Below are 24,274 nucleotides of genomic sequence, written 5' to 3' on the forward strand. Positions count from 1 at the left end.
GTGCTGACCAACCTCGCCAAGCAGCTGCGTGCCGATCTCGACCACGCCGGCTACTACCCGGACGTCGTCGCCGGGGTGATCGACGTCGCCCTGGCTGACGAGCCCGTCACCTCCTTCCTCGTCCACCCGGAGACCACGTTCGACGAGACCGAGGTCTTCCGGCACCTCACCGCCCTCGTCCTGACGCCGACCCGGCTGGTCGTGGCCCACGTCGACGACGCCCCCGGGCCGGACGGGCGACCCTCCGCGCTCGCGACCACGGACTCCGTCCCCCTCGGCGAGATCCGCTCCGTCGCCCTGACCCACGGCGTCAGCGAACCCGCCCGCGCGCGGGGCATGCAGGTCCAGGAGCTCACCGTCGGCGTGAGCTGGGGCACCGCCCAGACCCTCGATCTGGCGCCGGCCACCTGCGGGGACCCGGAGTGCGAGGCCGACCACGGCTACACGGGCAACTTCACGCCCGAGGGCGTGGAGGTCCGGGTCAGCGCCCACGCCGAGGGCTCCGACGCCCTCAAGGGCGCCCTCGCCTTCGCGCGCGCCCTGTCGGCCGCCACCTCCGGCCGGAGCCAGCGGGCGTGACGGGCGAGAACCACGCGCACCACGTGCGCGCCGTGCTCTCGGGCGCCCTGGACGCGGTCGGCCTGCCCACCGCCTCCGCCGGGCGCAGCAGCGGCGAGGACCGGACGGACCTCGGCCTGCCCACCGCCGCGAAGACCTGCGTGGTCCTGGTCGACGGGCTCGGGATGCAGATGCTCGCCGAGCGCGGTGGGCACGCACCCTTCCTGCGCTCGCTGCTGCCGGACGCGCTCACCCTGCGCAGCACCTTTCCCTCCACCACCGCGGCAGCGGTCACCGCGGTCGGCACCGGCGAGCTGCCCGGCGCGACCGGCATGCTCGGGTACTCCGTTCGCGACCCCGCCGACGGCGGCGTGCTCAACCTCATCCGCTGGGAGGACACCTCCGTCCGGCCGCGCGAGTGGCAGCGCCGCGACACCCTCGTCGAGCAGCTCGAGCGCCGCCGCGCCGCCGGCGAGGACCTGCCGGCGGTCGTCAGCGTCGGTCCCGCCCGGTTCGTGGGGTCGGGCCTGACCGAGTGCGCCCTGCGCGGCATGCGCAACGTCTCCGCCGAGTCCCTCGCCGACCGCGTCGACGCCACCGTCGCCCAGCTGCGCCGCCCGGACGTCGCCGCCGTGTACCTCTACTGGGGCGACGTCGACCACGTCGGGCACACCTATGGGTGGGGCTCCTGGCAGTGGGGCGAGGAGGTGAGCGCGACCGACGGCGAGCTGCGCCGCCTGGCCCGGTCGCTGCCCGCCGGCACGCTCCTGGTGGTGACGGCGGACCACGGCATGGTCGACGTCGTGAACCGCACCGACGTCGCCGCCACCCCGGCGCTCGCCGAGGACGTCGAGCTGGTCGCCGGCGAGCCGCGCACCAACCACGTCTACGCCGCCCCCGGCACCGCGCCCGACGTCGCGGCGCGCTGGCAGGACGTGCTGGGGGAGACCGCCTGGGTCGTCGAGCGGGACGAGCTCGTGGCGACCGGGCTGCTCGGCCCCGTCGCGCCCGAGCGCCTGGACGCCGTGGGCGACGTCGTCGCCGTCATGCGCGGCAGGGACGTGGTGGTCGACTCGCGCACCCAGACCCCCGGCTCGATCGCCCTGGTCGGGGTGCACGGCGCCCTGACCGAGGCCGAGATGGCGGTGCCGCTCCTCAGGACGGTGGTGTAGTGGCCCAGCTCGTCTTCTTCTCGGGGACCATGGACTCCGGGAAGTCCACCCTCGCCCTCCAGATGGACCACAACCACGCCGCCCGGGGCCGTGAGGGCCTGATCTTCTCCCGCAACGACCGTGCCGGCGAGGCGGTCCTGTCCTCGCGCCTCGGCCTCGCCGTGCCCGCGGTCGAGGTGCGCGACACCACCGACTTCTGGGACGAGGTCGTCCGGCGCCGCACCCACGGTGCCCGGGTCGACTACCTCATCTGCGACGAGGTGCAGTTCTACTCCGCCGAGCAGGTCGAGCAGCTCGCCCGTCTCGTCGACGAGATGGACGTGGACGTCTTCGGGTTCGGGATCACCACCGACTTCCGGACGCACCTGTTCCCGGGGTCGGCCCGGATGCTCGAGCTCGCCGACCGCGTCGAGCGGCTGCAGGTGGAGGCCCTGTGCTGGTGCGGCTCCCGAGCCACGCACAACGCCCGCACCGTCCGCGGCGTCATGGTCACCGAGGGCGAGCAGGTCGTCGTGGGCGACACGGACCGCGCCGAGGACGTCGGCTACGAGGTGCTGTGCCGGCGCCACCACGTCCGACGGGTCACCGCCGCGGCGGCGCACGCCGGCAGCCTGAGCCCGGACACGCTCCCGCTGGGGGAGTAGGGCCGGGGCCCTGTTCGGGAGCAGGGCTGGGCCAGGGGCGGCCCGAGCCCGGCCCTACTCCGGACGGGCGCCGAAGACGATCTCGTCCCAGCTCGGGACGCTGCGGCGGCTGGAAGAACGGCGCGACCGGCGCCGGTCGGCGGCACGGGTCGCAGGCTTGTCAGCCTGCCCGGCTGGCCCGATCGTCCCGGCCTCGTGCTCGGGCGAGCCGGAGCTGTCCCCGGGCGACGCGGGAACGGCCGGCTCCGCCGTCGTCGGGCGGGACTCGTCGTCCTGGGGTGCGGGCAGGGCCGGCGTGGTACCGGGCCCGTCCTCGACGACGCCACGCTCCCGGCGCGGCAGCGCGAGCACGTGCGCGTCGGTCGCCTCCTCCGGTCGGGACGCGGCCGGGTGGGCGCCCCCGTCCCACCGGTCCTCGCCGGAGCCCGCGTCGGGCTCGATGTCGTGCTGCAGCTCCACGCGCGTGCCGCGGTGGGCGGCCAGCTCGGCCAGCAGCGACTCGGTGCCGTCCGTGGCGGCCGCGGGCGTGCCCGCCGAGGGAGCGGCCGCAGAGGCGGCGGAGGCCGCGGACGGGGCCGGTGCCGGTGAGGCGGCGGAGGCGGGGCCGCGTCTGGACGGGCCGTCCGCCTCGACGTCGAACACGCGGGTCCGCGCACCGACCGGGCTGAGGTGGCGGCGCGGGTGGGCCGAGGTGCCGATCTCGGTCTCGGACAGCCAGCGCGCCTCGTCGTCCACGGCGTGAAGGGTGCGGGTGCCCAGGTCCACCTCCCAGCGGGCCTCACGCTCGCGCTCGCCCGCGACGAAGGTGGCCACCACCTCCCAGGGGCCTCCCGGGTGGCGGACGGCGTCCCACTCCAGGGAGCGGGTCTCCACGCCGCGCGCGGCGAGCCGGTCGAGGACCAGGTCGCCGAGCCGGGGCGCGTCGGGCTCGTGACCGACGCGCTGGTTCTGCGCCTGCTGCACCACCCAGGTCCGCTCCGCGACCACCGGGCCCTCGTAACGGCGCACGCGCTCCTCGGCCATGCCGGAGCGCTCGGCCACCTCCGCCACGGACACGCCGGCCCGGATCAGGGCCTGGATGTCCTTGGGGCGCAGCGGCTCGTCGGGGTCGGCGGGCAGGTGGTGCTGCAGCTTCGGGCGGTCCCGGCGCACGGCCGCACGGAGGGCGTCGTCGACGGCGACCCGGTAGCGTCGCCCGTCCTCGTCGGTGAGCGTGAGGTGCTCGCCGTCACCGTGCAGCCCGAGAAGTTCGAGCTCAACCATGGGTCCTCCTTCGAGGTTCTCTGCACGAGGGTGCCACCTGCGCGCGCCGCCCCCGGGGATTGGTGGCGGTGTGTTCCCTTCGTGACAATGGCCTCGCGGCGGCCCGACCCGCGGCCGCCGCCTCCGACGACGCCCCTGGAGGGCCCACGTGACTGCCGCTGCAACCCCGGACCGTCCAGGGACGGGCTCGCCCGCCGACCCCGCGCCGCCGACCGCCGTGGGCGCCGACCCGGCGACGGGTCCCGACCCCGCGCAGCTGCCCGACCCGGCGACGCTCGCGGCGCTGTGCGAGGAGCTCGCCCGCGCCGCGGGCGACCACGTACGGGCGCGCACCGCCGACCACGGCGGTGTCGCCCGCACCAAGTCCTCCGCCGTCGACGTCGTCACCGCCGTCGACGAGGAGGTCGAGGCGCTGCTGCGGGAGCGGATCGCGGCCGCCCGCCCCCACGACGGCGTCCTGGGCGAGGAGGAGGGTGCCTCCGCCGGCACCTCGGGCCTGACGTGGGTCGTCGACCCCATCGACGGCACCGTGAACTTCCTCTACGGCATCCCCTCCTACGCGGTCTCGATCGCCGTCGTCACGGGCGACCCCGACCCGCTCACGTGGACCCTGCAGGCGGGCTGTGTGCACGCGGTGGCAGGCGGCACCACCTGGACCGCGGGACGTGGGCTCGGCGCGTGGCGCGACGGCGAGCGGCTGGTCCCGCGGAGCGCGCCGCCGCTCGCCGAGGCGCTCCTGGGCACCGGCTTCGGCTACACGGCGGAGAAGCGCGCCCGCGAGGCCGCCGTCGTCGCCCAGATCCTGCCGCAGGTGCGCGACATCCGGCGGATCGGGTCCGCGGCCATCGACCTGTGCCTGGTGGCCGACGGCAGGCTCGACGCCTACTACGAGACGGGCCTGAACCCGTGGGACATGGCGGCGGGAGCCCTCGTGGTGGCCGAGGCGGGCGGCGTCGTCCAGGGCCTCGACGGCGGGCCGGCCTCCGCGGCCATGACGGTCGCCGGCCCCGGGCCGCTCGTGAGCGAGCTCACCGCCGCGCTGCACCGCGCCGGCGCCTGACCTGTGAAGTCTGTCACCGCAGGCCCCGGAACGGGGAGACCGTCTGTGCGGCGACGCCCTCGGTGGTGCACAATCCGTTGACCGCGGGAACAAACGCTCCGTCCGGACGTTGACCCGGGGGACGCGGCCGCAGGGCCGATGACCACCATGACGACTCGAAGAACCGGAGCGTGACGCCGAGATGGCGACAGACTACGACGCACCGCGCAAGAACGAAGAGGACCTCTCCGAGGACTCGATCGAAGAGCTGAAGGCTCGCCGCGCGGAGAAGAACTCCCCGTCCGTGGACGAGGACGAGGCGGAGGCGGCCGAGGGCTTCGAGCTCCCGGGCGCCGACCTCTCCGGCGAGGAGCTCTCGGTGCGTGTCCTGCCCCGCCAGGCGGACGAGTTCACCTGCGCGAAGTGCTTCCTTGTGCACCACCGCAGCCAGCTGGCCTACGAGGACAAGGGGCAGCTCGTCTGCTCCGAGTGCGCGGCCTGACCCCTCAACGCCGGTCCAGCGCTGCGAGCAGCGCGCTGGGCCGGCGCGTGCACACCAGCCAGTAGGGGGTGGCGTCCCGCTCGTCGACCACGGGGAGCCGGACCGCCGAACGGACCCACGCCCGGTGGCACACGTACGCCCGGGCGTCCGCCTCGGGCCCCAGCGCCGAGCGAAGCTGCTCGGCGTCCAGCGCGACACCCGCACCCAGCGCGTCGACCGGGATGACCGCCTGACCGGCACGCAGCCGCAGCCCGCCGGGGGCGCCGCCGTCGGCCGGGTCCCCACCGCGGACCACCTGCACCACGGGCGCCGTGAGCACCAGGGCGGCTGACACCACCGCCGTGACCAGCACGCCGCCCACGAGGGCGGCGACCGGGCCCCACAACGACAGCGCGAGCGCCGCGCCGCCTCCCACCATGAGCGAGATCAGGTGCACGCCCGCCGAGGGGGCCAGGCGTTCGCGGTAGACGGGGGTGGTGGTCGCGGTCGGGGTTCTCTCCACACCCTCACTCTGCCAGGCCGGCGGCCGTGACCGTGTCTGCGCGCGGGCCGGTGCCCCGGGTACAGTCGTGACGCGCCCGCCGGCAGCGCCGCCGGGTCCGAAGTTCTTCGAGGAGACGACGAGATGAGTCTGTTCCGGCGCCGCAGGCGCGACACCCCGGCCGACGTGGGCGACGCGGCCGACGGCGCGACCCAGGACGGCGCCGACGTCGTCACGCAGACCGACGAGCGAGGGCCGCACGACGTCGACGACGTCCCCGGCCTCGGCACCCGCCTCGACCTCGGGGCCCTGCGCGTGCCCGCACGCGCCGGCATGCAGCTGCGGCTCGAGATCGAGAAGAAGACCCGCAACGTCGTCGCCGTCACGCTCGGCCTGGACGGTTCCGCGATGCAGCTGCAGGTCTTCGCCGCGCCACGCACGCTGGGTATCTGGGACGAGCTGCGCGAGGAGATCACGGGCTCGGTCGGCAAGCAGGGCGGCACCGTCGAGGAGGTCGACGGTCCGTTCGGCACCGAGCTGCTCGCCCGCCTGCCCGTCCGGACCCCCGAGGGCGGGACCGGGCACCGCCCCGCCCGCTTCGTCGGGGTCGACGGCCCCCGCTGGTTCCTGCGAGCCGTCCTGACCGGCCGGGCGGCCGTGGACGCCGAGGCCGCCGCGGAGCTGGAGGCGGTGCTCGCCGACGTCGTCGTGGTCCGCGGCCCCGAGGCCCGCGCGCCCCGCGACGTCCTGCTGCTGCACGCCCCCGGCGCCGCCGCCGCACCGGCGGCGGCCCCGGTGGCCGAGGACGAGCCCGACCTCGATCCGCTGCGCCGGGGTCCGGAGATCACGGAGGTCCGATGACCGCGCGCGTCGCCGACGCCCTCCACCGCCTCACCGCCTCGCGCCGTGAGCTGGAGGCCGACGACGCGCGCCGGATCAGCCACGTCCCCGGGGCCACCCCGGTGGCGGAGGTGGCCCTGCGCCGCCGGGCGGTGGTGTCCGGGACCGTCACCGCCCTGACCTACCGGCCCCGCAGCGAGTCGGCGGCCCTCGTGGCCCGGCTCTCCGACGGGACGGGGACCCTGGAGCTGATCTTCCTCGGCCGCCGCGACGTGCCCGGCATCGAGCCGGGCCGCCGGCTGGTCGCCGACGGCATGGTGTACGACGACCACGGGAGACCCGCCATGTTCAACCCTGACTACCGCCTGCTGCCCAGGGCGGACCTGGCGTGAGCGGCTCGCCCGCCGAGCCGGCCGAGGGGCAGCAGCCCGACCAGCCGGCGGAGGGCGTCGCCGGTGCCGCCAAGGGCTCGGCCATGCGCCAGCTCGTGGGGGAGGACTTCTCGCTCGCCGACACCATCGGCGGTGTCCGCGGGCTCGTGGAGTCGATGGCGCCGGGGCTGGTGTTCGTCGTCGTCTTCATCGCCACGCGCGACCTCGTGCCGCCACTCGTGGCCTCGCTCGCCGTCGCCGTCGTGGCCATGGTGCTGCGGCTGGTGGCCCGCACCCCGCTGACGCAGGCGGCCGGCGGGCTCGTCGGCGTGCTCGTCTGCGTGATCTGGGCGTGGCGCACGGGCGAGGCGCAGGACTACTTCGCCTTCGGCCTGTGGACCAACGGTGCCTACGCCGTCGTCCTGAGCGTCGCCCTGCTGCTGGGGTGGCCCGCGGTCGGTGTGGTGGTGTCCCTGCTGAAGGGCCAGGACTTCTCCTGGCGGACCGACCCCGCCCAGCGGGCCCGCCTGGTGCGCTACCGCCTCGCCACCGCGCTGTGGATCGGGATGTTCCTGCTCCGGCTGGCCGTCCAGGTCCCGCTGTTCCTGCAGGCGGAGGTGGCGTGGCTCGGCACCGCGCGCCTCGTCATGGGACTTCCGCTGTGGGCCCTGACGCTGTGGGCGACGTGGGTGCTGGTGCGGGAGCCAGCATCTGCTGCAGCACGCTGAGCTGGTCCTCGGCGAGGGCCGAGACCACCACGAGCAGCTCGTCCCCGGCCTCGAGCGTGTCGTCGGCGCCGGGCGCGATGGGCCGCTCCTCCCGGATGATCGCGGCCAGCACCGTGTCCGGCGGCCACAGGACCTGACCGACGCGGCGGCCCACCACGGGGGAGTCGGCGGGCAGCGTGATCTCGTGCATGCTCGCGCCCGACTGGTGGAAGCGGAAGATCCGCACCAGGTCGCCGACCGAGACGGCCTCCTCCACGAGCGAGGTCATGATGCGCGGGGTGGAGACCTGCACGTCCACGCCCCAGGCGTCGTCGAACATCCACTCGTTCTTGGGGTTGTTGACCCGTGCCACCGTCCGGGGGACCCCGAACTCGGTCTTGGCCAGGAGGGAGACGACGAGGTTGACCTTGTCGTCCCCCGTGGCCGCCACGACGACGTCGCAGTCCTCGGCGCCGGCCTCCGCCAGCGCGCTCGGCTCGCAGGCGTCCGCCAGCAGCCACTCGGCCTCGGCGACGGAGGCGACCCGCATGGCGGCGGGGTTGCGGTCCACCAGCGTCACCTGGTGGCCGTGCCCGAGCAGCTCCCGGGCGATGGAGCGGCCCACCGAGCCCGCCCCCGCGATGACGACCCGCATCAGTCCTCCTCCCGTCCGGGCGGGCCGGCGAGCACCCGCTGCGCCGCCCCGACCCGGTCCGTCGCCACCATGAGGTGGACCACGTCGTTCTCTTGCACGATCGTGCGCGGCGGCGGCACCATGCCGCGCCCCAGGCGCGTCAGGTAGGCCACGCGCGCCCCGGTGCGCTCCTCCACCCGCTCCACCTCCTGCCCGACCCACCCTGTGTGCGGGTCGAGGCGGACGAGGCTGACGGAGGAGGAGGGGTCCTGGTACTCCGACGAGGCGCCCATGGGCAGCATCCGGCGCAGCACCTGGTCCGCCGTCCAGCGGACCGTGGCGACGGTCGGGATGCCGAGCCGCTGGTAGACCTCGGCGCGGCGGGGGTCGTAGATGCGGGCGACGACCTTGCCGACGCCGAACACCTCCCGGGCCACCCGCGCGGCGATGATGTTGGAGTTGTCGCCGTTGGACACGGCCGCGAAGGCGTGCGCGTCCTCGATGCCCGCCTGGGCGAGCGCGTCGCGGTCGAAACCGAGCCCGGTCACCCGCCGGCCGCCGAAGTCGGCGGGCAGCCGACGGAAGGCGTCGGGGTTCTGGTCGACGACGGCCACCGAGTGGCCGCTGGCCTCCAGCTGCTCGGCGAGGGAGGCTCCCACCCTGCCGCAGCCCATGATCACGAAGTGCACGCCACGACGCTACCGCCGCGCGGGCCTACCATGGGGCCTCGTGCCAGGTCTCGGAGGGGCGTTCAAGCGGGTGCTCGTCGGGCGCCCGATGCGCAGTGACCGTCTGCATGCGGCAAAACTGCCCAAACGGTACGCACTGCCGGTCTTCTCCGCCGACGCCTGGTCCTCCGTGGCGTACGCGCCGGACGAGATCCTCCTGACCCTCTCCCTCGCCGGCCTGGCCGCGCTCACCCTCTCTCCCTGGGTGGGGCTCGCGGTCGTCGTCGTCATGCTGACGGTCGTCTCCTCCTACCGCCAGACGGTCCACGCCTACCCGAGCGGGGGCGGTGACTACGAGGTGGCGACCACCAACCTCGGCCACCGGGCCGGCCTCACCGTCGCCAGCGCGCTCCTCGTCGACTACGTCCTCACGGTGGCCGTCTCCATCTCCTCGGCGGTGCAGTACCTCGCGGCCGCCCTGCCCTCCGCGGCGGACCACCGCACCGGCGTCGCCATCGCCCTGGTCTCCGTCCTCGCGCTGCTCAACCTGCGCGGCGTGCGTGAGTCCGGCCGTGCGATCGCCGTCCCCGGCTTCCTCTTCCTCGCCTCGATCGGCGTGCTCGCCGTCGTCGGCCTGGCCCAGCACGCCACCGGCACGCTCGAGCCGGCCGCGTCGTCGTCCCTGGAGGTCGTCCCGGACCCCGCCTACGAGCAGGGACTGGTGGGGCTGGCCGGGGTCTTCCTCGTGCTGCGCGCCTTCTCCTCCGGCGCGGCCGCCCTCACGGGCGTGGAGGCCATCAGCAACGGGGTGCCGGCCTTCCAGAAACCCCGGTCGAAGAACGCCGCCACCACCCTGCTGCTGCTGGGGTTCATCGGCGCCACCATGCTGATCTCCATCCTGCTCCTGGCGCGGGCGGCGGACGTCCACTTCGTCCAGGACCCGGCCACCCAGCTGCTGCGGGACGGCGTGCCTGTGGGGGACGGCTACCTCCAGGACCCCGTCATCAGCCAGCTCGCGGCCACCGTGTTCGGGGGCGTGCCCGGGCTGTTCGTCATCGTCACCGCCGTCACCGTGCTGATCCTCGTGCTCGCCGCGAACACCGCGTTCAACGGGTTCCCTGTGCTCGGGTCGATCCTGGGCCGGGACGGCTTCCTGCCTCGTCAGCTGCACACCCGCGGCGACCGCCTCGTCTTCTCCAACGGCATCCTCGCGCTCGCCGTCGCCGCCGGGCTGCTCATCGCCCTCTTCGACGCCGAGGTCACCCGCCTCATCCAGCTCTACATCGTCGGGGTGTTCATCTCCTTCACCGTCAGCCAGACCGGCATGGTGCGGCACTGGACGCGGCACCTGCGGGTCGAGACGGACCCTCGGACGCGCCGGGCCATGCGCCGCTCACGGGTGGTCAACGGCTTCGGGCTGGCGATGACCGGGACCGTGCTCGTGATCGTCCTGATCACGAAGTTCACGCACGGGGCCTGGATCGCCCTGCTCCTCATGGCGGTGCTGTACGTGGTCATGAACGGGGTGCGCCGCCACTACGACACGGTGGCCGCCAAGCTCGCGGTCCCCGACGTCCGCGCCGCCAAGGCCCTCCCCGCGCGGGTGCACGGCATCGTGCTCGTCTCGAAGCTGCACCAGCCGGCGATGCGGGCCATCGCCTACGCCCGCGCCACCCGGCCGTCCACCCTCGAGGCGCTGACCGTCAACGTCTCGCCCGAGGAGACGGAGGCGCTGCGGCGGGCGTGGGAGGAGGCCGAGATCCCGGTGCCGCTCACCGTGCTGGACTCCCCGTTCCGGGAGGTCACCCGGCCGGTGGTCGAGCACGTGCGCTCGGTCCGGCGGGCGTCCCCGCGCGACCTGGTCGTCGTCTTCGTCCCCGAGTACGTCGTCGGACACTGGTGGGAGCAGCTCCTGCACAACCAGAGCGCGCTCCGCCTCAAGAGCCGGCTGCTCTTCACGCCGGGCGTCGTCATGGCGTCCGTGCCCTTCCAGGTCGACGTCGTCGACCGCCTCGAGACCCGAACCGGAGAACCCGCATGACGAACCAGCCCGACCAGCTCCCCGCCCCCGAGACGCGGACGGCGGAGGAGGAGCGGCCGGTCGTCGAGGTCGGCGGCCCCGCGCACGGCGGGCACTGCGTCGCCCGGCTCGACGGCCGGGTCGTCTTCGTGCGCCATACCCTGCCCGGGGAGCGGGTGCGGATCGCCGTCACCGACCGTCGCTCGCGCTTCTGGCGCGCCGACGCCGTGGAGGTGCTCGACCCCTCGCCCGACCGCGTCCCGTCGGTGTGGCCCGAGGCCGGCCCGGGCGGGGTGGGCGGCGGCGAGCTCGCCCACGTCGCGCTGCCCGCCCAGCGGGAGTGGAAGAGCCAGGTGCTCGCCGAGACGCTCCGGCGCATCGGCGGCCAGGAGGTGGCCGACGACGTCGCCGCCGTGACCGGCCCCGCCGGCCCCCGCGTCGAGGCGCTGCCCGGCGACGACGCGCGGGGCGGCCTCGGCACCCGCACCCGGGTGGAGCTCACCGTCACCCCCGACGGTCTCGCGGGGATGCACCGCTTCCGCAGCCACGACGTCCTGCCCCTGAGCTCCCTGCCGCTCGCCGACCCGGCGATCGGCGAGCTCGGGCTCCTGGGGGCGGACTCGCCCTGGCGGCGCACCTGGCGCCCGGGGGCGCGTGTCGAGGCGGTCGCCCCGAGCGAGGGCGACCCGCTCGTCCTGGTCGACGGCGAACCCGCCACGCCCGCACGCCGCCGCGGCAAGGGGCCGGCTCGCCGGTCGGTGCGCGAGGTCGTGCCCTCCCCGGTGGGCGAGCTGCACTACCGCGTCGCCGGCGCCGGGTTCTGGCAGGTGCACCGCGGCGCCCCCGAGGCGCTCGTGCGCGCCGTGCTCGACGCGGCCCGCGTCCAGCCCGGGCAGGCCGTCCTGGAGCTGTACTCCGGTGCGGGGCTGCTCTCGCTGCCGCTGGCACGCGCGGTGGGGGAGGAGGGACGGGTCGTCACGCTCGAGGGCTCGGCCACCGCGGTCAAGGACGCCCGCCGCAACCTCCACGACCACCCCAACGTCGCGCTCGGCACCGGTCTGGTGACGCCCGCGACGGTGAGCGAGGGCGGCCAGGGCTGCGACGTCGTCGTCCTCGACCCGCCGCGGGCCGGCGCGGGGACGAAGGTGATGCGCGCGATCACCGGCCTCGCTCCGGGCCGGATCGTGCACGTCGCCTGCGACCCGGCGGCCCTCGCCCGTGACCTCGCCGCCGCCCGGGAGGCCGGCTACGTCGTCACGGCGCTGACCGGTCTGGACCTGTTCCCGCACACGCACCACTTCGAGGTCGTCGCCACGCTCGAGCGGGCCTGAGCCTCCCGCTCGGGGCGACGCGGGGCGAGCGGTCGCCCCGAGGCGCCCCAGGGGCGTGCCGGACGCCACAGATCGGCCTCCTTGTCAGCCGCGTGTCGGTGGACACACGCGCCCGCGACCAACTATCTTGATATCGAGATATCCGTGGCGCGGACGCCGTGGGACCATGTCCCGTGGACGGCCCCGGTGGCCCCGCGTCACCCGCCGCGCACGCCAGCACGAGCCGAGGAGCACATGTGAGTACCGACAGCTTCAAGTCCAGGGGAACGCTCGACGTCGGCGGGAAGAGCTACGAGATCTTCCGGCTCTCGGCGGTCGAGGGGCTGGAGCGCCTCCCGTACAGCCTGAAGATCCTCGCGGAGAACCTGCTGCGCACCGAGGACGGCAAGAACGTCACCGCCGACCACGTCCGTGCCCTCGCCGAGTGGGACGCCGCCGCGGAGCCGAGCACCGAGATCCAGTTCACCCCGGCCCGGGTGGTCATGCAGGACTTCACCGGCGTGCCCTGCGTGGTCGACCTCGCCACCATGCGCGAGGCCGTCGCCGAGCTCGGCGGCGACCCGGCCCGCATCAACCCGCTCGCCCCGGCCGAGCTCGTCATCGACCACTCCGTCGTCATCGACGTCTTCGGGCGCGCGGACGCGTTCGAGCGCAACGTCGAGATCGAGTACGGCCGCAACCGGGAGCGCTACCAGTTCCTGCGCTGGGGCCAGACGGCGTTCGACGACTTCAAGGTCGTCCCGCCCGGCACCGGCATCGTCCACCAGGTCAACATCGAGTACCTGGCCCGCGGCGTCATGACCCGCGACGCCGACGGCGTCACCCGCGCCTACCCCGACACCTGCGTCGGCACCGACTCGCACACCACCATGGTCAACGGCCTGGGCGTGCTGGGCTGGGGCGTCGGCGGCATCGAGGCGGAGGCCGCGATGCTCGGCCAGCCCGTCTCCATGCTCATCCCGCGGGTCGTGGGCTTCAAGCTCTCGGGCTCCATCCCGTCCGGCGCCACCGCCACCGACGTGGTGCTCACCATCACCGAGATGCTGCGCAGGCACGGGGTGGTCGGCAAGTTCGTCGAGTTCTACGGCGACGGCGTGGCCGAGGTGCCGCTGGCCAACCGCGCGACGATCGGCAACATGAGCCCGGAGTTCGGCTCCACCGCGGCGATCTTCCCGATCGACCAGGTCACCGTCGACTACCTCAGGCTCACCGGCCGCTCCGACGAGCAGGTCGCGCTCGTCGAGGCCTACGCCAAGGAGCAGGGCCTCTGGCACGACCCCTCGAAGGAGCCGGTCTTCTCCGAGTACCTCGAGCTGGACCTGTCCACCGTGGTGCCCTCCATCGCCGGCCCGAAGCGTCCCCAGGACCGTATCGCGCTGTCCGACGCCAAGGGTGCCTTCGCGGACGTCCTGCCCAACTACGTCGGCGAGCACGAGCAGATCGTCGAGTCGAGCCTCGACGAGTCGATCGAGGAGACCTTCCCCGCCTCCGACCCGATCGCGTCCGGCACCAACGGCGACCACGACGGCACCGCGCCCGCGCCGCACGAGCACGCCACGGGGCGCGCCTCCAGGCGGGTGTCGCTGACGATGGAGGACGGCACGCAGACCGAGCTGGACCACGGCGCCGTCGTGATCTCCTCGATCACCTCCTGCACCAACACCTCCAACCCGTCGGTGATGATGGCCGCCGGCCTCCTGGCGAAGAACGCCGTCGAGAAGGGGCTGCAGGTCAAGCCGTGGGTCAAGACCTCCATGGCGCCCGGCTCGAAGGTCGTCACCGGCTACTACGACAAGGCCGGCCTGTGGCCGTACCTCGAGGAGCTCGGCTACCACCTGGTCGGCTACGGCTGCACCACCTGCATCGGCAACTCCGGCCCCCTGCCGGAGGAGGTCTCCAAGGTCGTCAACGACAACGACCTGGCCGTCGCCTCGGTGCTCTCCGGCAACCGCAACTTCGAGGGCCGCATCAACCCGGACGTGAAGATGAACTACCTCGCGTCCCCGCCGCTGGTCATCGCGTACGGCCTCGCCGGCACGATGGACTTCGACTTCGAGAACGAGCCGCTCGGCCAGGACAAGGACGGCCAGGACGTCTTCCTCAAGGACATCTGGCCCTCGGCCGCCGAGGTCGAGCAGACCATCGCGCGCTCGATCGACCGCGACATGTTCACCGAGGACTACGCCGACGTCTTCGCCGGCGACGAGCGCTGGCAGTCCCTCGAGACCCCGGCCGGCGACACGTTCGACTGGCAGGACGACTCCACCTACGTGCGCAAGCCCCCGTACTTCGAGGGCATGAGCGCCGAGCCGGAGCCCGTCGAGGACATCTCGGGCGCCCGCGTGCTGGCCAAGCTGGGCGACTCGGTCACCACGGACCACATCTCCCCGGCCGGCTCGATCAAGCCCGACAGCCCCGCCGGCAAGTACCTCGCCGAGCACGGGGTGGCCCGGAAGGACTTCAACTCCTACGGCTCGCGCCGCGGGAACCACGAGGTCATGATCCGGGGCACCTTCGCCAACATCCGCCTGCGCAACCAGCTCCTCGACGGCGTCGAGGGCGGGTTCACGAAGAACTTCCTGACCGGTGAGCAGGACACGATCTTCGACGCCTCCATGGCCTACCAGGAGGCCGGTGTCCCGCTGGTCATCCTCGGCGGCAAGGAGTACGGCTCCGGCTCCTCCCGCGACTGGGCCGCCAAGGGCACCGCGCTGCTGGGGGTCAAGGCTGTCATCACCGAGAGCTTCGAGCGCATCCACCGCTCGAACCTCATCGGCATGGGCGTCCTGCCGCTGCAGTTCCCGGCCGGGCAGAACGCGGAGTCCCTCGGACTGGACGGCACCGAGATCTTCGACATCTCGGGCGTGACCGCGCTCAACGAGGGCACCACCCCGAAGACGGTCAAGGTCGTCGCCACCAAGGAGAACGGCGAGAAGGTCGAGTTCGACGCGGTCGTGCGCATCGACACGCCCGGCGAGGCGGACTACTTCCGCAACGGCGGCATCCTGCAGTACGTGCTGCGGTCCCTCGTGAAGGCTGCCTGATCCTCCAGGTGCCGACGGCGTAGCACCGCCGGGCAGGCCCCGTCCCGCAACGGGACGGGGCCTGCCCGTCTCACGGTGGTGAGCCCGCCCGTCTCACGGTGGTGAGCCCGCCCGTCTCAAGGTGCTGAGCCTGCCCGTCCCACGATCGGGCCCCCAGTCGGTCCGGGCCCACCCCGAGACAAGATCGTGACGTGCGCGGAGGCGCTCCCCGCGCAGGCGAGCCGTAGGGTCACCACATGGCGCGACACCGTGGTCGACCGCTCACCGGCACTGCGCGCCCCCGGGCGTTGGCGGTCGTGCTCGGGACGGGGGTCGTCGTGAGCGCGTGCGCGGGCGCCGACGCCGGCGTCGAGCTGCGCTCCGACGTCGAGCACGAGGCCGTCACCGTCCAGGACTCCGTCGGGGTGCCCGACGCCGTCGACGCCACCACGGCGCTCGGCGCCGCGCTGGTCATGGCCGGCGAGCCGGGGGAGAACCGGGTGATCTCTCCCGCCTCGGTGGCGGTGGCGCTCGCCATGCTGGCGGAGGGGGCGCGCGGCGAGAGCGCCGCCGTGCTCGACGGGGCGCTCGGCGTGGCGGGCGAGGAGCGCACCGACGCCTACAACGCCCTGCAGTCCGCGGTGCTCGAGTACGACGGGGACCCCGGGGACGTCGACGACGACAACCTCCCGGAACGCCCGCTCCTCCACCTCGCGAACGGCGTCGTCGTCGACGAGGGGCGGGAGGTCGAGGCCGCCTTCCTCGACAGCCTCGCACGCGGGTACGGAGCCGGCGTCCGGATGGCCGAGCTGTCGGACTCCTCCGGGGGACGGGCGCTCGACGCCTGGGTCCGTGAGCACACGGGCGGGCGGATCGAGTCCTCGTCGATCCAGCCCTCCCCCGACCTCGTCCTCGTGCTGCAGAACGCCGTGCTGCTCGCGGCACGCTGGCAGGACCCGTTCGGCGCCGAGCTGACCAGCGAGCGGCCGTTCACCCTCGCCTCGGGCGGGGAGGTACAGGTCGAGGCCATGAGCCAGCAGGTTCTCGCCGCCTACGCGGAGGTCGCCGGCGGTCAGGCGGTGCGTCTGCCGTACTCCGAGGGCTTCGCCATGGACGTGCTCCTGCCGGCGCCCGGCCGGCAGACGGCGCCGGGCGCGGAGGTGTGGCGGGCGCTCGACGAGTCGCTCGGGGGGCCCGCCGCGACGGACGTCCAGCTGCAGCTCCCCAAGGTCGACGTCGAGACCTCGGCCGACCTCGTGCCGCCGCTGACCGAGCTCGGCCTCGGCCTCCTGTTCAGCTACCCGGGGGCCGACCTGACGGGCATCGCACCCGACCTTTTCGTCGGCGCCGTCGGCCACCAGACGACCCTCACCGTGGACGAGGAGGGCACCGTGGCGGCGGCGACCACCGAGATCGGCGCGGAGGCCGGCTACGCGCCGGACCCGAGCCACCCCGTCGTGATGACCGTCGACCGGCCGTTCGCGCTGCGCATCGTCCACGTGGAGACGGGCTGGCCGCTGTTCATGGGCGTGGTGGCGGACCCGCGCGGATGACGACCGGGCCCGGGCTCAGGACGAGAGGGGGTCCGGGTCCCAGCGCGTGAAGCGCGTGAGCGGGCGCAGCGCCAACGCCGCAGGCAGCCGGCGCATCACCGCGTTCCGCAGGGCGACCGCCGGCGCGAGCCGGAGCTCGTGCCCGACCCGGCCGGCCCACCGCGACGCCGTCGCCACGGCCTGGGCCCTCGGGCGGCGCGTCCGGTCGTAGACGGCCAGCGAGACCTCGACCGGCCGGTCGGGGGCGCAGGCCCGGCCGAGCACCACCGCGTCCTCGAGCGCCTGCGCCGCGCCCTGGCCCAGGTGCGGCGTCATCGCGTGCGCCGCGTCCCCGAGGAGGGCGACCGGACCGCGCACGAAGCTCCGGAGCGGTCTGCCCAGCTCGTAGAGGTCGTGGCGCAGCACGTCCTCGGGTTGGCCGGAGGCGAGGAGTGCCGGGATCGGGGCGTGCCAGTGGCGGAACCGGCGCCTGAGGTCGCCCAGCTCGTCCGCGGAGCGCTCGCCCTCGGGGGCCGGGGCGGCGGCGAACCAATACACCCGCCCGTCCAGGAGGGGCACGATGCCGAACTCGGTGCCCGGGCCCCACGTGCTGGTGACCCCGGCCTGGACCGTCTCCGTCCCGCGGGTCACCGAACGCCAGGCGGTGACGCCCGAGTAGCGCGGGCCCGGGTGCTCCGGCCAGAGCTCGCTCCGCACGCGCGAGCGGATGCCGTCCGCACCCACGACGAGGTCCGCCGTCGCCGTGCGCTCTGTGCCACCCCGGACGAACGTCACCGACGCTCGCCCAGCTCCCGCGGCCCTCACCGACACCACGCGCGCGCCGCTGACGAGCGCGTCCGGCGGCACCGCGTCGAGCAGGAGCCGATGAAGGTGCTGCCGGTGGATGCCGACGACGACCGCCTCCGCGTCGGCCCCGGACCGCGTGCCGGTGGTCCCGGGCTCTGCGCGGGCGGCCTCGGCCCCCGCGCCGGCCGCCCGGGCCCCGCCGAGACGGACGAGCCACCGTCCGGAGGGGTCCCGGACACCGCCCTCCTCCTGCGGCGGGGCGCCGGATCCGACGACGTCGGCGAGACCGAGCGCGTGCAGCGCCCGCCTGGCGTTCGCCGGCAGGGTGATGCCCGCGCCGATCTCGGCGAACGCCGGAGCACGTTCGAGAACGGTCACCCGCCAGCCCGCCCGGCCCAGCGCGAGAGCGGCGGCGAGCCCTCCGACGCCGCCGCCAACCACCACCGCGTGACGCATGACGGCGACCTCCCGCGGGTCAGACCGCGGCGTTCTCCACCGGCAGGCGGGGCACGTCGCCGGCGGGCTCGAAGCCCCACACCTGCCCGAAGAAGCTCAGCTCCGCCAGGGCGGCGGCCTCGATGTTCTCCGCGCGGCGGAAGCCGTGCCCCTCGCCCTCGAACATCACGACGGCGACCGGCAGCCCCTTGGCGCGGACGGCGTCGGCCATCAGCTCGGCCTGGTTCGGCGGCACGACCTTGTCCTCGGTGCCCTGGAGCAGCACGATCGGCGCCGAGAGCCGGTCGGTGTGGTGGACGGGAGAGCGGTCGCGGTACGTCTGCTGCGCCTCCGGGTACGGCCCGACGAGCCCGACGGGGTAGCGAGACTCGAACTTGTGCGTGTCGCGCGCCAGCGCCTCCAGGTCCCCGATCCCGTACCGGCTGGCGCCGGCGGTGAAGGTGTCGGTGAAGGTCAGGGCCGCGAGGGTGGTGAACCCGCCGGCACTGCCGCCCCGGATGCCCAGGCGCGCCCGGTCGACCAGCCCCGTCGCGGCGAGGTGCTCGGCCCCGCTGGCGCAGTCGGCGACGTCGACGACGCCCCAGGCGCCGTCCAGCCGCTCCCGGTACGCGCGACCGTATCCGGTGGAGCCGCCGTAGTTGACGTCGAGCACCGCGAAACCGCGTGTGGTCCAGAACTGCACCGCGAGCGAGAACACGGCGCGGGTGGCGGAGGTGGGGCCGCCGTGGCTGAGCACCAGCAGCGGCGGTCGCTCGCCGTCCGGGCCGCGGAAGCGGGTGGACGCGGGCGGGTAGAAGAATCCGTGCGCCTGCGCGCCGTCCGGAGTCGGCCAGGAGATCCCCTCGGCGACCGAGATGTCGCCGCCGTCCAGCGTGATCTCGCTGCTGCGGCGCAGGACGGTGACGTCGGCGCCCGGGTGCGACGCCCCGCTGCGCACCTCCAGCACGGCGGTCGGTCGAACCGCGGAGGCGGCCACGACGACGACACGCCCCTCGGCGGCGGCCACCTCCTGGGGCTCCCAGCCGCCGGACCACTCCTCGAGCTCGCCGTTGGCGAGCCGCACGGCGCCGAGGTGCCACCGGCCCTCGCGCGTCCAGGCGCACACCAGGTGTTCGTCGTCGAGCACCGCGACCGTGCGCGGCCCGAACCGCCACTGCGGGCCTGTGAACTCCATCTCCGCCGGGTGCAGCGCCCTGGTGCGCCGTTCCTGCCCGGGGCGCAGGCCCTCGGTGCGGTAGAGGTTCCACCAGCCGGTGCGGTCGTCGACGTGGACCAGGTCCCCGGTCTGGGTCCACAGCGGCTGGGCGACGCTGACGCCGTCGCCGCCGGCGACGACCTCGTCCGTGGTGGGCAGGCCCTCCGGCGTGAGCTCGGCCACGTGCAGCGACGAGCTGGTCCAGGGCATGTGCGGGTGGTCCCACGAGACCCAGGCCAGACGGGCGCCGTCGGGGCTGAGCGTGGGGGAGACGACGAAGTCCGTGCCGGCGGCGACCACCGTCACGGCGCTGTCCTGCCCACCGTCGGAGCCGGTGTCGTGGCCGCCTTCGCCGTGTTCGCCGTCGGGAACGTTGCCGGAGCCGATGCCGCCGACCGCGCGCTCGCCGGCTGTGCCGCCCGAGGCGGAACCGTCCAGGGGGATGCGGACAAGCTCGTTGACCGGCTCCTGGCCGCTCGCCACCGGGCCGTGGTCCTCCCGCACCGCGTACACGACCTCCCGCACGAGGTCGATCACCGGGTCGGCGAACCGCCACGGGCCGGGCGGCGTCAGCGGGACCGCCACGGGCGCCGGGGAGGCGGAGGCGTGGTTGCCGCGCCCGCCACCGACGCCGACGCGGTACAGGCGCCCGTCGGTGGCGTGCGAGAGGACGATCACGCCGTTCCGCACGGCGTAGGCAGCGCCGCCGTACTCGTGCACGCGGGACCGCACGTCGACGGGCTCGCCGCCGGGCATGGTGGTCACGACGTCGGCGACCGTGCCGTCGGCGCGGCGCCGCACCAGGACGGCGCGTCCGGCCTCCTCGGGCCGGTCCTCGAGCCAGTACACGTCCGCCCCGTCGACCTGCGGCAGGCTCAGGCCCACGGCCCGCTCCGTGAGGGTGCGGGCGGCCACCGGTGACTCCCAGGTGCCGTACGGGGCCTCCTGGCGCGCGGCGTCGTTGTCGATCATGGGCGTCACCCTAGTGGGCGCCCGGCGGGCCACGTCGCCACGGGGCGCCTACGGTTCTACAGTGGTGGGCTGGCGCGTGCCCCGGCCCGCCACGAGGAAGGAGCACCATGAGCTACCTGGAGCGCATCCGGCGACCCGCCGACCTGCGCACGCTGAGCACCCCCGAGCTGGAGGTGCTCGCCAAGGAGATCCGCGACTTCCTCGTCGCCTCCGTCTCACGGACCGGCGGCCACCTCGGGCCGAACCTCGGCGTGGTCGAGCTGACGCTCGCCGTCCACCGTGTCTTCGACTCCCCGGCGGAGCACATCGTCTTCGACACCGGGCACCAGGCGTACGTCCACAAGCTCCTCACGGGGCGGCAGGACTTCTCCGAGCTGCGTCAGCGCGGCGGCGTGTCCGGCTACCCCTCCCGGGCGGAGTCGGACCACGACGTGGTCGAGAACTCCCACGCCTCGACGGCGCTGAGCTGGGCGGACGGCATCTCCAAGGCCAACCAGCTGCGCGGCCTGCACCACCGGTCCGTCGTCGCGGTCATCGGCGACGGTGCCCTGACCGGCGGGATGGCCTGGGAGGCCCTGAACAACATCGCCGAGGGCCAGGACCGCTCGCTCGTGATCGTGGTCAACGACAACGGGCGCTCCTACGCCCCGACGATCGGCGGCCTCGCGCACCACCTCGATGCGCTGCGCACCACCAGGAGCTACGAGAAGGTGCTGGACTGGGGCAAGCGCACCCTCCAGCGTTCGGGGACCCCCGGCAAGGTCGCGTTCGACGCCCTGCACGGGATGAAGAAGGGGATCAAGGACGTCATCGCCCCGCAGGGCCTCTTCGAGGGGCTCGGCATCAAGTACATCGGCCCGGTCGACGGTCACGACGTGGCCGCGATGGAGACCGCGCTCGCACGGGCGAAGGCGTTCGGCGGTCCGGTGATCGTCCACGCCATCACGGAGAAGGGGCGCGGGTACACACCCGCCGAGACGGACGTGGCCGACAGGTTCCACGCCGTCGGCGTCATCCACCCCGAGACCGGACTGCCCGTCGCACCCTCCCGGTTCGGCTGGACCTCCGTCTTCGCGGAGGAGATCGTCGAGATCGGACGACGGCGCAGCGACGTCGTGGCCCTCACCGCGGCGATGCTCGCGCCGGTCGGCCTCGCCCCCTTCGCGGAGGAGTTCCCGGACCGCGTGTTCGACGTCGGGATCGCCGAGCAGCACGCCGTCACCTCGGCGGCCGGCATGGCGTACGCGGGGCTCCACCCCGTGGTGGCGCTGTACGCGACGTTCCTCAACCGCGGCTTCGACCAGGTCCTCATGGACGTCGCGCTGCACCGGGCGGGCGTGACCTTCGTGCTCGACCGCGCCGGTCTGACCGGGGACGACGGCGCCTCCCACAACGGAATGTGGGACATGGCCTTGCTGCGCACGGTCCCCGGCCTGCGCCTGGCCGCGCCGCGCGACGAGGACACCCTGCGAGCTGAGCTGCGGGAGGCGGTCGCCGTCGACGACGCTCCCACGGTGCTGCGCTACCCCAAGGGGGCGTTGCCGCAGTCGCTGCCCGCGGTCGGCCGGCAGGGCACGGTCGACGTGCTCGCCCGCCACGGCGGCGTCCCGCGGGTGCTGGTGGTCGGCGTCGGCGTCATGGCGCACACCGCTGTGGAGGTCGGGGCAGCCCTGGACGCACAGGGCATCGGCTCGACCGTCGTCGACCCGCGCTGGGTGCTGCCGGTCCCCACGGACCTGCTGTCCCTCGCCCGCCAGCACGACCTCGTGGTGACCGTGGAGGACGGTCTGGTCACCAACGGCGTCGGGTCGGCCGTGCGCGACGCGCTCGCGGCAGCAGGCACCGACGTCCCGGTGCGCAGCCACGGCATCCCGCACGCGTTCCTCGAGCACGCCTCCCGCGCGCAGCTCGTCGAGGAGCACCACCTGCGGGGCCAGGACATCGCCCGCGAGGCCGCGTCCGCGGTTGCCGCCCTCACCGGTGCGGCCGAGGTCCGCCCCGTCGACCGGCCGGCGGGCTGACCCGGCCCCTTCCCTCGCCGGAGGATTGACCTGGCCCACGCCCTCGGCGCAGCCCTCCAACCGGAGTGTGCGGCCCTCCAACCGGAGTGCGCAGCTTCGGTGGACGTCACGGCCATGTAGCGACGGCCTTCAGAAAGGCGGGGACTCGTCGGGGTGGCCGTGGCGGGGCAGGGTGGTGACGTGTCCGTCGGGGGTGCGGCGGTAGCGGTGGCCGCTGGGGGTGGTCCAGATGAAGGTCCCGGGTTGGGGTTGTTCGACGTGGAAGGCGCCGCAGGTCTTGCGGGGGTGGTCGTGCTCGCACATGGGTGCGAGGTTGTAGACGGCGGTGTGGCCGCCGCTCGCCCAGGAGACGGAGTGGTCGAGCTGGCAGTGGCGGGCCGGGACGGTGCAGCCGGGGGCGATGCAGGTGCGGTCGCGTTCGCGGACGAGGCGGGCCATGTCGGCCGGGGGCCGGTAGGTGGTGCGGCCGACGTCGAGGACGGTGCCGGTGAAGGGGTCGACGACGACGCGGCGCCAGGTCCCGCCCAGGGCGAGGGCGCGGGCGGCCTCGTGGGTGATGGGGCCGACGCCGTCGAGGTGGGCGATCGGCCCGTCGGGTTCGTCGCCGTAGGTGTCCAACGGGTCCCCGTCCGGGGCGGGCGGGAAGAACGCCGACCCCCACGTACCGCCGGGCGGGCCGCCGCTGTCGCCCGGGCTGCCGGTGCCGGCCGGGCCCGGTGAAGCACCGGCGTCTGGTTCCGCGCCGGTGCCGCAGGCGGCCGCGCCCTGGGATCTCTGGGCGGCGGTGCCGACGAGGACTCCGGTGGCGGGCAGGTCCGGTGGGAGGGCGACGGCGAGGGGGACGGTGAGGTTGACGGTGATCTTGTCCGACAGGGCGAACGGACCGGTGGGGCCGCCCGGTCCGGGCGCCTCGCCGATGCGGCCGGCGGCGAACGCGCCGGCGGCCATGGCGACCGCGGCGTCGAAGCGCAGCTGGTCGGTGGTGCGGGCGTCGCCGGCGGCGCGGGCGGCGACCGCGGCGGCCTGCAGGGTCGCGTCCAGGACGATGAGCTCGTGGGCGGGGCCGTCGAGCAGCATCGTCGCGGTGCCGTCCCGCCCGGGCCGCAGGTGGGTGGCCTTGCGGGCGGCGGCGGCGCGGCGTTGCCGGTCGTGGGCGTCGGGCGGGTCGGCGGCGACCAGGGCGGCGTTCAGGTCGCGCTGGAGCTGGGGGTGGGTGCGCCGCGGCGCGGTGGGCAGGACGGTGTCCTGGACGCCCCAGGCGACCGGGCCGGGCCGGCCGGACAGGGCGGTGGCGATCATCCGGGCCTTGCGCGCGTCGATCAGCCCCGCCGCCAGCGCGTCCCCGGTGGGGGCGAGGACGCCGGTGAAGGCGTGCCCGAGGTCGACCAGCTTGCCGGCCTCCTGCCGGGTGACCCCCAGGCGCATGCCGAGCTCGTCGGCGGCGAGGTCGACGTCGCTCACGCCGCGACGGGTGGGCATTCGGCCGTGCATGGAGTCCCGTCCCGCGAGGGCGGCCGCGGCGCGGGCCGCGCCGGCCGCGGCGGCGGCCTCGACCCGGCGGAAGGCGGCGACGACCTCGACCGCGGTGTAGTCGTCGACCTCGTCGGGCTCGACCGCCAGCAGCAGGCCGAGCAGCTCCCCGTCCGGCGCCGCGTGCGCGAGCAGGCCCGCGCCTTCCTCGGACTCCGAGAGCACCGCCCCGACCGGACGCCCCCCGACCCGGCCCGGCACCGCACCCACCGGGCGTAGGGCGGGCACGAGCTGCCGGCGATCCGCCGGCCCGGCCGTGCGCTCTGGGCCGGCCGGCCCACTGTCGTGGTCGTCCTGATCGACCGGCGCGTCCGGGACGGCCGAGCCCGCGTGCCGGGCGCAGCCCACCCCCAGCCGGCACCACAGGCACCGGTCCCGACCGGCCGCCCCTCCGACGTCGTCGTCCCCCGGAATCTCAGCATCATCGCTCATGCATCAAACATACGTTCGACCACCGACATCCGCCCCGGACCGCCCCTCCGCTGGGGACAGAGGGGACGCCCGGTGG

20 protein-coding genes are annotated in these 24,274 nt (G+C 74.6%); 13 read left to right on the forward strand and 7 right to left on the reverse strand.

The annotated features are described in order from the left end of the window. From ATJ97_RS01740 to ATJ97_RS01750, 3 genes are read left to right on the forward strand one after another with little or no spacing between them, the layout of a single operon-like run. Entirely contained in the window at positions 1-579 is a 579-nt protein-coding gene (locus tag ATJ97_RS01740; RefSeq protein WP_425432717.1) for a DUF5998 family protein, read from the forward strand. Then, complete coding sequence (locus ATJ97_RS01745; protein ID WP_211287013.1) at positions 576-1,730, forward strand: alkaline phosphatase family protein; 1,155 nt, start codon at positions 576-578, stop codon at positions 1,728-1,730. Before ATJ97_RS01740 ends, ATJ97_RS01745 begins: the two co-directional genes overlap by 4 nt. After that, on the forward strand, positions 1,730-2,374 hold the full coding sequence (locus tag ATJ97_RS01750) for a thymidine kinase (RefSeq protein WP_098482272.1): 645 nt from the start codon (positions 1,730-1,732) through the stop codon (positions 2,372-2,374). The genes ATJ97_RS01745 and ATJ97_RS01750 overlap by 1 nt, the downstream gene beginning before the upstream one ends. 54 nt (positions 2,375-2,428) lie before the next feature. Here the strand turns inward: ATJ97_RS01750 and sepH are convergent, their stop codons facing one another. Then, complete coding sequence (gene sepH, locus ATJ97_RS01755; protein WP_098482273.1) at positions 2,429-3,637, reverse strand: septation protein SepH; 1,209 nt, start codon at positions 3,635-3,637, stop codon at positions 2,429-2,431. A 217-nt stretch (positions 3,638-3,854) separates the two neighbouring features. Here sepH and ATJ97_RS01760 point away from each other — a divergent pair, with 217 nt between their 5' ends. Further along, complete coding sequence (locus tag ATJ97_RS01760; RefSeq protein WP_425432781.1) at positions 3,855-4,697, forward strand: inositol monophosphatase family protein; 843 nt, start codon at positions 3,855-3,857, stop codon at positions 4,695-4,697. 181 nt (positions 4,698-4,878) lie between these two features. Beyond that, the gene (locus tag ATJ97_RS01765) at positions 4,879-5,178 is read left to right on the forward strand and encodes a DUF4193 domain-containing protein (RefSeq protein WP_098482274.1); all 300 of its coding nucleotides are present in this window, start codon (positions 4,879-4,881) and stop codon (positions 5,176-5,178) included. Between the two features lie 4 nt (positions 5,179-5,182). On the opposite strand, the gene ATJ97_RS01770 is transcribed toward ATJ97_RS01765, so the two are convergent. Continuing rightward, entirely contained in the window at positions 5,183-5,680 is a 498-nt protein-coding gene (locus ATJ97_RS01770; RefSeq protein ID WP_098482275.1) for a DUF3093 domain-containing protein, read from the reverse strand. A 123-nt stretch (positions 5,681-5,803) separates the two neighbouring features. Here ATJ97_RS01770 and ATJ97_RS01775 point away from each other — a divergent pair, with 123 nt between their 5' ends. From ATJ97_RS01775 to ATJ97_RS01785, 3 genes are read left to right on the forward strand one after another with little or no spacing between them, the layout of a single operon-like run. Continuing rightward, positions 5,804-6,520 carry a DUF3710 domain-containing protein gene (locus ATJ97_RS01775; protein WP_098482276.1) on the forward strand — a complete coding sequence of 239 codons (717 nt, stop codon included), beginning with the start codon at positions 5,804-5,806 and terminating at the stop codon, positions 6,518-6,520. After that, on the forward strand, positions 6,517-6,891 hold the full coding sequence (locus tag ATJ97_RS01780) for an OB-fold nucleic acid binding domain-containing protein (protein WP_098482277.1): 375 nt from the start codon (positions 6,517-6,519) through the stop codon (positions 6,889-6,891). Before ATJ97_RS01775 ends, ATJ97_RS01780 begins: the two co-directional genes overlap by 4 nt. After that, the gene (locus ATJ97_RS01785; protein WP_245861992.1) at positions 6,888-7,598 is read left to right on the forward strand and encodes a DUF3159 domain-containing protein; all 711 of its coding nucleotides are present in this window, start codon (positions 6,888-6,890) and stop codon (positions 7,596-7,598) included. Before ATJ97_RS01780 ends, ATJ97_RS01785 begins: the two co-directional genes overlap by 4 nt. On the opposite strand, the gene ATJ97_RS01790 is transcribed toward ATJ97_RS01785, so the two are convergent. Together ATJ97_RS01790 and ATJ97_RS01795 are read right to left on the reverse strand one after the other, a co-directional pair. Then, positions 7,516-8,232, reverse strand: coding sequence for a potassium channel family protein (locus tag ATJ97_RS01790; RefSeq protein ID WP_098482278.1), 717 nt, complete (start codon positions 8,230-8,232; stop codon positions 7,516-7,518). The two genes, ATJ97_RS01785 and ATJ97_RS01790, sit on opposite strands and share 83 nt — an antisense overlap. Then, entirely contained in the window at positions 8,232-8,900 is a 669-nt protein-coding gene (locus ATJ97_RS01795; RefSeq protein ID WP_098482279.1) for a potassium channel family protein, read from the reverse strand. Before ATJ97_RS01795 ends, ATJ97_RS01790 begins: the two co-directional genes overlap by 1 nt. A 40-nt stretch (positions 8,901-8,940) precedes the next feature. On the opposite strand from ATJ97_RS01795, the gene ATJ97_RS01800 reads away from it, so the two are divergent. The 4 genes from ATJ97_RS01800 to ATJ97_RS01815 all read left to right on the forward strand — a co-directional run bounded on the left by ATJ97_RS01800 (position 8,941) and on the right by ATJ97_RS01815 (position 16,806). Continuing rightward, positions 8,941-10,920, forward strand: a complete 1,980-nt coding sequence (locus ATJ97_RS01800) for an APC family permease (RefSeq protein ID WP_425432718.1) — start codon at positions 8,941-8,943, stop codon at positions 10,918-10,920. Next, positions 10,917-12,230 (forward strand): class I SAM-dependent RNA methyltransferase, encoded by a 1,314-nt coding sequence (locus tag ATJ97_RS01805; protein ID WP_098482281.1) that lies wholly within the window; start codon positions 10,917-10,919, stop codon positions 12,228-12,230. Before ATJ97_RS01800 ends, ATJ97_RS01805 begins: the two co-directional genes overlap by 4 nt. A gap of 236 nt (positions 12,231-12,466) precedes the next feature. Further along, entirely contained in the window at positions 12,467-15,274 is a 2,808-nt protein-coding gene (locus tag ATJ97_RS01810; RefSeq protein WP_098482282.1) for an aconitate hydratase, read from the forward strand. A 236-nt stretch (positions 15,275-15,510) separates the two neighbouring features. After that, positions 15,511-16,806, forward strand: coding sequence for a serpin family protein (locus ATJ97_RS01815; RefSeq protein WP_098482283.1), 1,296 nt, complete (start codon positions 15,511-15,513; stop codon positions 16,804-16,806). A 15-nt stretch (positions 16,807-16,821) separates the two neighbouring features. Here ATJ97_RS01815 and ATJ97_RS01820 read toward each other — a convergent pair whose 3' ends face one another. Then, positions 16,822-18,048, reverse strand: coding sequence for an FAD-dependent monooxygenase (locus ATJ97_RS01820; protein ID WP_098482284.1), 1,227 nt, complete (start codon positions 18,046-18,048; stop codon positions 16,822-16,824). A gap of 19 nt (positions 18,049-18,067) precedes the next feature. Beyond that, positions 18,068-20,215: an alpha/beta hydrolase family protein gene (locus ATJ97_RS01825; protein ID WP_098482285.1), complete on the reverse strand. Its 2,148-nt coding sequence runs from the start codon at positions 20,213-20,215 to the stop codon at positions 18,068-18,070. A 107-nt stretch (positions 20,216-20,322) separates the two neighbouring features. Between ATJ97_RS01825 and dxs the strand changes: the two genes are divergently transcribed. Then, positions 20,323-22,236 carry a 1-deoxy-D-xylulose-5-phosphate synthase gene (gene dxs / locus ATJ97_RS01830; RefSeq protein ID WP_098482286.1) on the forward strand — a complete coding sequence of 638 codons (1,914 nt, stop codon included), beginning with the start codon at positions 20,323-20,325 and terminating at the stop codon, positions 22,234-22,236. 129 nt (positions 22,237-22,365) lie between these two features. On the opposite strand, the gene ATJ97_RS01835 is transcribed toward dxs, so the two are convergent. Then, positions 22,366-24,198 (reverse strand): HNH endonuclease signature motif containing protein, encoded by a 1,833-nt coding sequence (locus ATJ97_RS01835; protein ID WP_098482287.1) that lies wholly within the window; start codon positions 24,196-24,198, stop codon positions 22,366-22,368. Between the last annotated feature and the right edge of the window lie 76 nt (positions 24,199-24,274).

The sequence above is a fragment of the Georgenia soli genome (genome assembly GCF_002563695.1).
GTDB lineage: Bacteria > Actinomycetota > Actinomycetes > Actinomycetales > Actinomycetaceae > Georgenia > Georgenia soli.

What these genes read in the sequence shown, in the direction of transcription:
- sepH (WP_098482273.1), bottom strand. Translation starts at nt 3,637, where the DNA reads ATGGTTGAGCTCGAACTTCTCGGGCTGCACGGTGACGGCGAGCACCTC.
- ATJ97_RS01825 (WP_098482285.1), bottom strand. Translation starts at nt 20,215, where the DNA reads ATGATCGACAACGACGCCGCGCGCCAGGAGGCCCCGTACGGCACCTGG.
- ATJ97_RS01820 (WP_098482284.1), bottom strand. Translation starts at nt 18,048, where the DNA reads ATGCGTCACGCGGTGGTGGTTGGCGGCGGCGTCGGAGGGCTCGCCGCC.
- ATJ97_RS01815 (WP_098482283.1), top strand. Translation starts at nt 15,511, where the DNA reads ATGGCGCGACACCGTGGTCGACCGCTCACCGGCACTGCGCGCCCCCGG.
- ATJ97_RS01790 (WP_098482278.1), bottom strand. Translation starts at nt 8,232, where the DNA reads ATGCGGGTCGTCATCGCGGGGGCGGGCTCGGTGGGCCGCTCCATCGCC.
- ATJ97_RS01780 (WP_098482277.1), top strand. Translation starts at nt 6,517, where the DNA reads ATGACCGCGCGCGTCGCCGACGCCCTCCACCGCCTCACCGCCTCGCGC.
- dxs (WP_098482286.1), top strand. Translation starts at nt 20,323, where the DNA reads ATGAGCTACCTGGAGCGCATCCGGCGACCCGCCGACCTGCGCACGCTG.
- ATJ97_RS01765 (WP_098482274.1), top strand. Translation starts at nt 4,879, where the DNA reads ATGGCGACAGACTACGACGCACCGCGCAAGAACGAAGAGGACCTCTCC.
- ATJ97_RS01775 (WP_098482276.1), top strand. Translation starts at nt 5,804, where the DNA reads ATGAGTCTGTTCCGGCGCCGCAGGCGCGACACCCCGGCCGACGTGGGC.
- ATJ97_RS01835 (WP_098482287.1), bottom strand. Translation starts at nt 24,198, where the DNA reads ATGAGCGATGATGCTGAGATTCCGGGGGACGACGACGTCGGAGGGGCG.
- ATJ97_RS01805 (WP_098482281.1), top strand. Translation starts at nt 10,917, where the DNA reads ATGACGAACCAGCCCGACCAGCTCCCCGCCCCCGAGACGCGGACGGCG.